The following is a 294-nucleotide window of genomic DNA, read 5'->3' as shown; positions in this document are numbered from 1 at the left end:
ACAGAAGCCGTACGGTTGGATCACCGGTACCTTAATATGCACGGCTTCTGTAATATACCGATAATAGAAATGAGATGATGGCATGGTGAAAGAAATACGGGTTCCGGCGGATGCGGAGCAGATCATTGAAAAACTGAATGAGCACAGATTTGAGGCGTATGTCGTGGGCGGGTGCGTCCGCGACAGCCTGCTGGGAAAGGAGCCATGGAACGACGCCGTCGCATGCCTTTAAAACGCCGTAAAATCCGCTCAGTATCCGCAGATGATCTTTTACATAGTCCCATTGGGAGCCGG

The 294-nt window shown here is 51.0% G+C and carries 1 protein-coding gene; it reads right to left on the bottom strand.

Annotation, left to right across the window (positions count from 1 at the left end; translation table 11 throughout):
* Positions 1-31: 31 nt before the first annotated feature.
* Positions 32-294 (bottom strand): peroxide stress protein YaaA (gene yaaA / locus NE473_RS32985; protein ID WP_349769278.1); only part of this gene is annotated, 263 nt, incomplete at its 5' end.

It is taken from the genome of Hungatella sp. SL.1.14 (assembly GCF_024460495.1).
Classification (GTDB): Bacteria; Bacillota; Clostridia; order Lachnospirales; family Lachnospiraceae; genus Hungatella; species Hungatella hathewayi.
The sequence above is the reverse complement of the archived record's forward strand: the minus strand, read 5'-3'. Positions and strand labels throughout refer to the sequence as shown.